This window comes from Stieleria sp. (genome assembly GCF_041595215.1).
In the GTDB taxonomy this organism is placed as follows: domain Bacteria; phylum Planctomycetota; class Planctomycetia; order Pirellulales; family Pirellulaceae; genus Stieleria; species Stieleria magnilauensis.
In genome coordinates this window covers 1-7,337 of record NZ_JBFHKV010000366.1, presented here as the reverse complement: position 1 = coordinate 7,337, position 7,337 = coordinate 1, and the positions used below count along the sequence as shown (strand labels likewise).

The following is a 7,337-nucleotide window of genomic DNA, read 5'->3' as shown; positions in this document are numbered from 1 at the left end:
TCCGGCGTCGTCCCGGACGACTCTCTATCCCGCTGCGCCCTGCATTGCTCGTGGCAGATTTGACCGCGCGAATCGCTTCGCCGTTGTCAAATCTTTCTTGCACTTTCATCGATCGCGATCACACATCGGATTGATGATCCGCGTCATGCGTTGATTGCGCATGTGCGTGCCCATTCTATGGAACCCAAACCATGCCTACGCCTCACCCGTGGCTAGCGCGATTGCGCGGTGCGTCGATCACCCTCGTCGCCGTCTTAGTGACGATCGCTGTTGGCATCGCTGTCGGCACGAATCCGTTGTCTCGGTTCACCGGGGCCGATCCCACGACGGCGGATACCGAATCAGACCATGACCTGCACGAAGACCATGACCACGACGGACATTCGCAAGCCGAGTCGGTTGCGCTCAGCAAACAGGCTCGGGCCAACATGGGGCTGCGAACGGCGACGGTGGAAGTACGGCGATACACGCAATACATGGAAGTCCCCGGCGTGGTGACCCAGTGGCCGGGACGCACGCACATTGCGGTAACGAGCCCGCTGACTGGCGTGCTGAATTCGATCTTGGTTTCGCGCGGCGAACTGGTCAAAAGTGGCGCGCCGCTGTTCACGCTGCGATTGACGCACCAAGACTTGGTCAACACCCAGGAGACGTTTCTGACAAAGCTCGGCGAGCTGGATGTCGAACAGCGCGAGATCGATCGCCTGTCGTCGGTCGCATCATCGGGTGCGATCGCCGGCAAAACGCTGTTGGCCCGTCAGTACGAGCGAGACAAGTTGATGGCGGGTGTGCGGGCCGCGCGGCAGGCGATGTTGTTGCACGGTTTGACCGAAGAACAGATCATGCAGATCGAACGATCGCGGGTGTTGATTCGCGAGATCACGGTTTACGCTCCGCTGATTCATGAAGACGATTCGTTGCACCATGAATCGCTCGGTCACGCCAACGACCGTCTCTCCGAATCCTCGACGGAGCGATACGCATCGATGCTTCAACCGCCGCTGCCGACGGAAGAACACCGTCATGTGGAGGCCGAGTTTCTGGTGACTGAGTTGCTCGCTCGCCGCGGCGAATCGGTCAGTGCGGGCGACGAATTGGCTCAGCTGTCTGATTTCAGTCAGGTGTTGATTGAAGGCCAGGCATTCCAACGCGACGGAAAGGCGTTGCGGAAAGCGGCCGATACCGGCGCCGACGTTCAAGCCATCATCGAATCGTCCGGCGAAGGGCCGGAGCTGATCGACGGCCTGAAAGTGGTCTACATCGGCACCGAAGTCGATCGCCGATCACGTGCGCTGCCGTTCTATGTCTCGCTGACCAACAAAGTGGAACGGACCGAACAAAGCGGCAACAAACGCTACATCAGTTGGCAGTACAAACCGGGGCAACGATTGACGGTTCGGCTGCCGGTTTCGCAAGTCGAAAATGCGATCGTCGTTCCCAAGGACGCCGTCGCCGAGGAAGGTGCCGAACGCTATTTGTTCGTCGAAAATGGCGACCACTTCGATCGTGTCCCCGTTTCCATCATCGCCCGCGATTCGATTAACGTCGCGATCCACAATGACGGGCAAGTCTGGCCGGGACAGGTGATCGCCGTGAGCGGCGCCCATCAATTGCAGATGGCCATGAAGAACCGGTCCGGCGGGGCGATTGATCCCCACGCCGGTCACAACCACTGATCGTCGAGCGAAAGCCCCCTCGCCCGCCACCGAACCCCCTGCTCCGGAAACGGAATTCGACCGCTCTGCGACCATGTTAGACAAAATCATCTCGTTCTCGCTCAGCAACCGGCTGATCGTGCTGGCCGTTGCCGTGGTCTTGCTGCTCGTCGGCGGCTATCAAACCACGCGGTTGCCGATCGACGTCTTCCCCAATTTGAATCGTCCACGGGTGGTGGTCATCACCGAAGCCCCGGGCATTGCGCCCGAAGAAGTCGAAGCGTTGATCACGTTTCCGCTGGAAACCGCATTCAACGGGGCCAGCGGTGTCGAAGCCGTCCGTAGCAGCAGCGGCATCGGTCTGTCGGTCATCTACGTCGAATTCGACTGGAACACCGACATCTACAACGATCGACAGGTGGTCACCGAACGGCTGCAGCTTGCCACCGATCAGTTGCCCGACGGTGTCAAGCCGACCCTGGCGCCGATTTCGTCCATCATGGGACAGATCCTGATGTACGGGATGTGGAGTGAAGGAGGACAGACGCCGCCGATGGAAGTGCGAACGTTGGCCGACTGGGTCGTCCGCCAACGGCTGTTGACGATCCCCGGTGTGTCGCAAGTGTTCACGATGGGCGGCGGCCGGATGCAATACCAGGTGCTGGTCGACCCCGACGCACTGCGTTCGTTCGACCTGACGATGCACGATGTGCATACGGCAGTGGCCGAATCGAACCTGAATGCGACCGGTGGCTATCTGGATGAACGCGGTGCCAATGAATTGCTCGTCCGGGGTTTGGGGCGAATCACCAGTTTGGACGAGTTGCGGGAAATCGCAATCACGCTTCGCGAAGGTCGGGCGATCACGCTCGGCGACGTTGCCCGTGTAGTCAAAGGCGTCCAGGAAATGCGCGGCGATTCGTCGGCCTACACTCGTGATGAAAGCGGAAACGTCGAAGGCGGCCCGGCCGTGGTGCTGACAATCAACAAACAACCCGGAAGCGATACCCGTGCGGTCGACCAGGCGATTGAGCAAGCGTTGGAAGAACTGAAGATCGCGCTGCCGGATGACATCCGCATCGCCAACGTCTATTCACAGCGATCGTTCATCGACCGAGCGATCGACAACGTCGTCGAGGCGCTGGCCGACGGCGGCGTGCTGGTGTTGGTCATCCTGTTCTTGTTTCTTTTAAATTTCCGCACCACCTTCATCACCCTGACGGCCATCCCGCTGTCCATCATCGCCACCGCTTGCGTCTTCGCCGCGTTCGGATTGTCGATCAACACGATGACGCTGGGCGGGTTGGCTGTCGCGATCGGTGAATTGGTTGACGATGCGATCGTCGATGTCGAAAACATCTTTCGGCGACTGAAAGAGAATCGCAACGCGGCCAATCCACGCCCGATCTTGAGAGTGGTCTACGAAGCCAGCATCGAAGTCCGCAGCAGCGTCGTGTACGGCACGGCAATCGTCGTCCTGGTCTTCATTCCGTTGTTCGCGCTCGAAGGCATGGAAGGCAAGTTGTTTGTGTCGTTGGCGATGGGATACGTTGTCTCGTTGATTGTCTCGCTGGCCGTCTCGTTGACCGTCACCCCGGTCTTGGCCTCGTTGCTACTGGTCGGTCGACGGGTGTGGAGATGGGTGTTGCCGGTTTTGTCGCTGGGTATCGCGGCTCTCGTCGTTTATTGGGTGCTGCCCAGAGTGATTCATCTGCTGGCTCTACCGATCGGCTTGCCCGGTGATCCGCTCTGGTGGACGATCGGATTGACGCCGGTCATCTGGATCGTGATCGAGACGCTGGAAATATGGCTCGGTGGAGAAACCGCCGAGGAAGGTCGGTTGCTGGAGGGGCTCAAGGGCATCGCAGGATTTGCAATCAACATGAGCACGCGAATGGCTGGCCCGGTGCTGGGCATTGCCGCCGTGCTGGTCGCCTTTGCGCTGGTCGCAGCGTCTCAATTGGAACGTGATTTCCTGCCACCGTTTAATGAAGGTTCGGTGCAAGTCAACGCGTTGCTCGCCCCCGGTACGTCGCTAGCCACCAGCAACAAGATCGGCCAGCGCGTTCAACAACGATTGATGGAAATCGACAACGTCAAATCGATCGCCCGCCGCACCGGGCGAGCGGAGTTGGATGAACATGCCGAAGGCGTCAACGTCACCGAGCTGTTTTTGGAAATCGACGACGATGCGGATCGCGAAGACACGATCAACGAAATTCGACACGCCATGGATGAGATCCCCGGCGTCGTTTCCAGCACCGAACAACCGCTCGCCCACTTGATCAGCCACATGATTTCTGGGGTCAAGGCCCAGATCGGGATCAAACTCTACGGCGACGACTTAGACGTCTTGAGAAACAAAGCCGAAGAGATGAAGCAGCGCATTTCTCGAGTGGAGGGGCTGGCGGATGTCTTGATCGAACAGCAAACCAATATCCCGCAACTTCGGATTGAACTCAACCGCAGGGCGTTGACGCAAAACGGTTTGCGCCCGGCACACGTGATGGAAATCGTACAGACCGCGATGAACGGAGAAGTCGTCAGTCAGGTCCTGCTCGGTCAACGCACGTTTGATCTGCTCGTTCGATTGGACGAACCGTTTCGCGAAGACGTCTCGAAATTGAAGCGGCTGGTCATTCCGCTGCCCGACGGCGGGGTAGTGCCGTTGGAATCGGTCGCGAGAATCTACGAGAGTGGCGGTCCCAACATGATCAAACGCGAACAGGTCCGTCGACGGATCGTCTTGCAAGCCAACGTGTCCCAGCGAGGTGTCGTCGATGTCGTCAACGACATCAAGACCGAACTGGCCACAATGGAGTTGGAACCGGGTTACTTTATCGAATACGGCGGTCAGTTCGAGAGTCAGCAGTCCGCTTCCCGCCGACTGGCCGTGCTGTCGGTCGTCGCGTTGGTCGGCATGTTTCTGGTGCTGTACACGCTGTTCGGCAACGTGAACTTCTCGTTGCAGGTCCTGGTTGCGTTGCCGACTGCGTTCATCGGAGCCGTCGCCGCGCTGGTCCTGACCGAACAAAACCTGACCGTCGCTGCGATGGTCGGTTTTATCTCGTTGTGTGGGATCGCCAGTCGCAACGGGATTCTATTGCTGAACCATTACCTGCATCTGGTCGAGCACGAAGGCGAATCTTGGACACGAGAGATGGTCAGGCGAGCCGGTCAGGAACGGATGGCGCCGGTGTTGATGACGGCGCTGACCAGCGGAATCGGGTTGCTGCCATTGGCGTTGGCCGCCGGAGAACCCGGAAAAGAGATCCTGTACCCGATCGCCACCGTGATCGTCGGCGGGTTGCTGACCAGCACGCTGGCGGAATTCTTTGTTCGCCCGGCGCTGTTCTGGACCATCGGGGTCGGTGCCGGACAACAAATTTTGAAAGACAGATCGTCACACGTCGTGGCGACATCCACCGATAACGAATCCTCCCTCACCACTTGAGAGAACGCGATGAAAACCACTTTCACTTGCTTTTCCGCTGTCGCATTGGCCGTCTTGTTGACCGGTTGCAATTCCTCGACAAACCCACCGACTTCAGCGACCGGAGACCCCGACACCGGATCCCACGCGTCGACCGACACGCACGATGACCACGGGCACCCCGAGCACGGTCCGCATGGGGGAGAACTCGTTGAACTCGGCAAAGAAGCGTTTCATGCAGAGTTGGTCCATGGCGCCGATGGGATCTCGATGTACGTCCTGGACTCTTCAGCAACGAAGCCGGTTCCCATCGCGGCCGACAAACTGGTGGTCAGTCTGAAGCACGATGGCCAAGTCGCTTCGTTTGATTTGTCGGCCAATCCCGACACGAACGATCCGCCGGAACAATCGTCGCGTTTTACCTCGGTCGATGAAAAGTTGGATCAATGGCTCGATGCCGGTGCCGAAGGTGCGGTGACGATCGAAATCGAAGGCAAGTCGTATACCGGAAACGTGACGCATGATCATGAAGGGCACGATCACGAAGGACATGATCACTAAGCAGCGCGTGTTGACAGCAGGAAAACTTTTTCTATCCTACGACGCGTTCGAGGTGACTCGCCCGGTCTCAGCCGGGCGAGTGAACAGGGAACTCCGGTGAAATTCCGGGACGGTCCGGCCGCTGTGTGCCACCCGCGATTCCGTTTGGATCGCATCCATCGCTTCTCTCTTGAAAACAGCCATTGTTCGCAATCAATGCGAACGAGAAGGCAGTGAGCGATCGGAAAAGGTGGTGAGTCAGAAGACCTACCTCGCGAAGACGTTTTGGTGCCTTCCTGGATTGAGGCGAACGTTGCAGTGCGCGGTTGATTCTCGCACTGGATTGTATTCAACCTGCCATTCCACTTTGCGTTCGTCTCTCTACAGCGGTCGTTTACGCCCGTGTCCTAGCCATTCGTTGATGGCGACCCCTGGATGCGAGTGCGGGGACGCGTTTTCGAGCGACGGTTGCGTTTTGGAATGGATTCACGAAGGAGTTTCCTGGCATGTTTCGCCCCTTGATCATGTCCTGTGCCGTCTTGTTTGCATCGACCCCATCGACGCTGTTTGCCGAAATCTATTCGGGCCCGAACGACACCAGCCATGCGATCGACGGTGCGATCGCGGCAGACGACGAGAGATTCGTCGGCTGGGCCGACGTGATCGATTCGACGCGGACGATGTTTGGTCCGCGTGGTAGCACGTCGATCAATCAAACCGGCGGGTTCAATAGCCTCGGCGATCTGGATGCGACGGAGATCGCGGCGGGAGTTTCCCCGGGCTACTTGACGGTTCAGTTTGCTGCCGGAATCAGCAATGGAGCCGGCCACGATTTTGCCGTGTTCGAAAATGGGTTCTTGTTCGGCAAAAATGCCGCCGGTACGCCGGGGCTCTTTGCGGAATTCGCGTACGTTGATGTCTCAACCAATGGCACCGATTTCGCTCGTTTCCCCAGCGTCAGTCTGAACACGGGGCCATTGCCGGGTGGTTTCGGAAACAATTTTTCTCCCTTCGATGTCACCAATGTTTACAACCTTGCCGGCAAACACGCGGCCGGTTTTGGCACTCCATTCGATCTTGATGATCTGAGCACCGATCCGCTCGTCAGCGGCGGGCTGCTCGATCTGAACAACATTCAGTATGTGCGTCTGTTCGACATTCCCGGCGATGGATCCTTTACCGACAGCCGGGGCAATCCGATTATCGACAACTGGATGACCTCCGGTTCGGGCGGATTTGACTTTCGGCTCGGTGAAGGGCTTGGGGTTGGCGTGTTGAACATCACGGCCGTCCCCGAACCCGGCGGCCTGCTGATGCTCGGACTCGCTGGCTGTGTTCTGTCCCTGCGCCGCACACGCCGTCGGACCGGTGTCACGCGAACCCGCGGGAAAACGTAATCTGATACTGTCTCTGGCAGCGTCAAACGATTGCATGCAGGACGATCATCAACGTAAACGTCAAATCGGCTACGCCAAGATCTCTCGGATCACGTGGCCTTCGACGTTCGTCAGGCGGCGTTGAATGCCGTTGTGTTCGAACGTCAATCGCTCGTGATCGAGCCCTAACAGATGCAGGATCGTAGCGTTGAAGTCGTACAGCGGATGAACGTCCTGGACCGCTTTCTGTCCCAGTTCATCGGTGACCCCATGGCTGACCCCAGGTTTGACACCTGCACCGGTCATCCAGCAGGTGAAACCGTCGGGGTTGTG

Annotated in this window: 5 protein-coding genes and 1 riboswitch; of the genes, 4 read left to right on the top strand and 1 reads right to left on the bottom strand. The window is 58.4% G+C overall.

The annotated features are described in order from the left end of the window. Positions 1-191 precede the first annotated feature (191 nt). The 4 genes from ABX749_RS15355 to ABX749_RS15340 all read left to right on the top strand — a co-directional run bounded on the left by ABX749_RS15355 (position 192) and on the right by ABX749_RS15340 (position 7,025). Positions 192-1,676, top strand: a complete 1,485-nt coding sequence (locus ABX749_RS15355; protein WP_372896745.1) for an efflux RND transporter periplasmic adaptor subunit — start codon at positions 192-194, stop codon at positions 1,674-1,676. A 73-nt stretch (positions 1,677-1,749) separates the two neighbouring features. Further along, complete coding sequence (locus ABX749_RS15350) at positions 1,750-5,109, top strand: efflux RND transporter permease subunit (protein ID WP_372896744.1); 3,360 nt, start codon at positions 1,750-1,752, stop codon at positions 5,107-5,109. A gap of 9 nt (positions 5,110-5,118) precedes the next feature. Then, positions 5,119-5,649, top strand: coding sequence for a hypothetical protein (locus tag ABX749_RS15345; RefSeq protein ID WP_372896743.1), 531 nt, complete (start codon positions 5,119-5,121; stop codon positions 5,647-5,649). A gap of 33 nt (positions 5,650-5,682) precedes the next feature. Further along, a riboswitch (cobalamin riboswitch) is annotated at positions 5,683-5,918 on the top strand. 216 nt (positions 5,919-6,134) lie between these two features. Next, on the top strand, positions 6,135-7,025 hold the full coding sequence (locus ABX749_RS15340) for a PEP-CTERM sorting domain-containing protein (protein WP_372896742.1): 891 nt from the start codon (positions 6,135-6,137) through the stop codon (positions 7,023-7,025). A gap of 69 nt (positions 7,026-7,094) precedes the next feature. Here ABX749_RS15340 and ABX749_RS15335 read toward each other — a convergent pair. Beyond that, on the bottom strand, positions 7,095-7,337 hold a 243-nt coding region (locus tag ABX749_RS15335; protein ID WP_372896741.1), incomplete at its 5' end, for a DUF1501 domain-containing protein.

Bases quoted from the DNA above. Each gene is read 5' to 3' on its own strand.
- ABX749_RS15340 (WP_372896742.1), top strand. From the start codon at position 6,135: ATGTTTCGCCCCTTGATCATGTCCTGTGCCGTCTTGTTTGCATCGACC.
- ABX749_RS15350 (WP_372896744.1), top strand. From the start codon at position 1,750: ATGTTAGACAAAATCATCTCGTTCTCGCTCAGCAACCGGCTGATCGTG.
- ABX749_RS15355 (WP_372896745.1), top strand. From the start codon at position 192: ATGCCTACGCCTCACCCGTGGCTAGCGCGATTGCGCGGTGCGTCGATC.
- ABX749_RS15345 (WP_372896743.1), top strand. From the start codon at position 5,119: ATGAAAACCACTTTCACTTGCTTTTCCGCTGTCGCATTGGCCGTCTTG.